This is a genomic window from Acidovorax sp. SUPP3334 (genome assembly GCF_030159055.1).
Lineage (GTDB): Bacteria > Pseudomonadota > Gammaproteobacteria > Burkholderiales > Burkholderiaceae_C > Paracidovorax.
The window spans coordinates 1-2,500 of sequence record NZ_BQXQ01000082.1; the positions used below are offsets into that span (position 1 = coordinate 1).

Consider the following 2,500-nt stretch of genomic DNA (forward strand, 5'->3'; position numbering starts at 1 on the left):
CGCAAAGCAAAACGCCCCGCCATCGAAAGATGGAGGGGCGTTTTCGGCTGTAAGAGCCTGACGATGACCTACTTTCACACGGGAATCCGCACTATCATCGGCGCAAAGTCGTTTCACTGTCCTGTTCGGGATGGGAAGGAGTGGTACCAACTTGCTATGGTCATCAGGCATAACTTGTAGCTACCTTGACATGGATCAAGGCGGCAAATTCATAGAGTTTGGAATCAGTTTTTTGGTTTGACTGCGTCACTTGGCATAAGAACTTGATCAAACGTTGATCAAAGTTATAGGGTCAAGCCGCACGAGCAATTAGTACTGGTTAGCTTAACGCATTACTGCGCTTCCACACCCAGCCTATCAACGTCCTGGTCTTGAACGACTCTTTAGGGGGCTCAAGGCCCCGGCAGATCTCATCTTGAAACGAGTTTCCCGCTTAGATGCTTTCAGCGGTTATCTCTTCCACACTTAGCTACTCGGCAATGCCACTGGCGTGACAACCGATACACCAGAGGTGTGTCCACTCCGGTCCTCTCGTACTAGGAGCAGGCTTCCTCAAATCTGCAGCGCCCACGGAAGATAGGGACCAAACTGTCTCACGACGTTTTAAACCCAGCTCACGTACCTCTTTAAATGGCGAACAGCCATACCCTTGGGACCGGCTACAGCCCCAGGATGAGATGAGCCGACATCGAGGTGCCAAACACCGCCGTCGATATGAACTCTTGGGCGGTATCAGCCTGTTATCCCCAGAGTACCTTTTATCCGTTGAGCGATGGCCCTTCCATACAGAACCACCGGATCACTATGTCCTGCTTTCGCATCTGCTCGACTTGTCAGTCTCGCAGTTAAGCACGCTTATGCCATTGCACTATTAGCACGATGTCCGACCGTACCTAGCGTACCTTCGAACTCCTCCGTTACGCTTTGGGAGGAGACCGCCCCAGTCAAACTGCCTACCATGCACTGTCCCCGATCCAGATAATGGACCTAGGTTAGAACCTCAAACACACCAGGGTGGTATTTCAACGTTGGCTCCATGAGAACTAGCGTTCTTACTTCAAAGCCTCCCACCTATCCTACACAGATCTGTTCAAAGTCCAATACAAAGCTACAGTAAAGGTTCATGGGGTCTTTCCGTCTTTCCGCGGGGAGATTGCATCATCACAAACATTTCAACTTCGCTGAGTCTCAGGAGGAGACAGTGTGGCCATCGTTACGCCATTCGTGCAGGTCGGAACTTACCCGACAAGGAATTTCGCTACCTTAGGACCGTTATAGTTACGGCCGCCGTTTACTGGGACTTCAATCAAGAGCTTGCACCCCATCATTTAATCTTCCAGCACCGGGCAGGCGTCACACCCTATACGTCCACTTTCGTGTTTGCAGAGTGCTGTGTTTTTATTAAACAGTCGCAGCCACCGATTTTTTGCAACCCCTTTGGGCTCGCCTTGTACAGGTTCACCTACTTGGGGCATACCTTCTCCCGAAGTTACGGTATCAATTTGCCGAGTTCCTTCTCCTGAGTTCTCTCAAGCGCCTTAGAATACTCATCTCGCGCACCAGTGTCGGTTTGCGGTACGGTCGTGTGTAGCTGAAGCTTAGTGGCTTTTCCTGGAAGCTGGGTATCACTCACTTCGCCTGCAAGCAGGCTCGTTATCACCCCTCATCTAAGCCTGGCGGATTTACCTACCAGGCACGACTACAGGCTTGAACCAACATATCCAACAGTTGGCTGAGCTAACCTTCTCCGTCCCCACATCGCACTACACATCGGTACAGGAATATTGACCTGTTTCCCATCAGCTACGCATCTCTGCCTCGCCTTAGGGGCCGACTCACTCTACGCCGATGAACGTTGCGTAGAAAACCTTGCGCTTACGGCGAGGGGGCTTTTCACCCCCTTTAACGCTACTCATGTCAGCATTCGCACTTCTGATACCTCCAGCATCCGTTACCAGACACCTTCACAGGCTTACAGAACGCTCTCCTACCACTCACAGTAAACTGTGAATCCGCAGCTTCGGTAACTGGCTTAGCCCCGTTACATCTTCCGCGCAGGACGACTCGATCAGTGAGCTATTACGCTTTCTTTAAATGATGGCTGCTTCTAAGCCAACATCCTGACTGTTTTAGCCTTCCCACTTCGTTTCCCACTTAGCCAATTTTAGGGACCTTAGCTGGCGGTCTGGGTTGTTTCCCTCTTGAGTCCGGACGTTAGCACCCGGTGCTCTGTCTCCCAAGCTGTACTCGTCGGTATTCGGAGTTTGCCTTGGTTTGGTAAGTCGCCATGACCCCCTAGCCAAAACAGTGCTCTACCCCCGACGGTAATACTTGAGGCACTACCTAAATAGTTTTCGGAGAGAACCAGCTATTTCCAAGTTTGTTTAGCCTTTCACCCCTATCCACAGCTCATCCGCTAGTTTTGCAACACTAGTCGGTTCGGACCTCCAGTACCTGTTACGGCACCTTCATCCTGGCCATGGATAGATCACTTGGTTTC

At 51.2% G+C, this 2,500-nt stretch carries 2 rRNA genes (1 of these 2 cut by a window edge); both read right to left on the reverse strand.

Annotated elements, in window-relative coordinates:
* Nucleotides 1-55 precede the first annotated feature (55 nt).
* A 5S ribosomal RNA gene (rrf, locus tag AVHM3334_RS23245) occupies nt 56-168 on the reverse strand.
* Between the two features lie 120 nt (nt 169-288).
* Nucleotides 289-2,500, reverse strand: a 23S ribosomal RNA gene (locus tag AVHM3334_RS23250) (it continues 666 nt past the right edge of the window).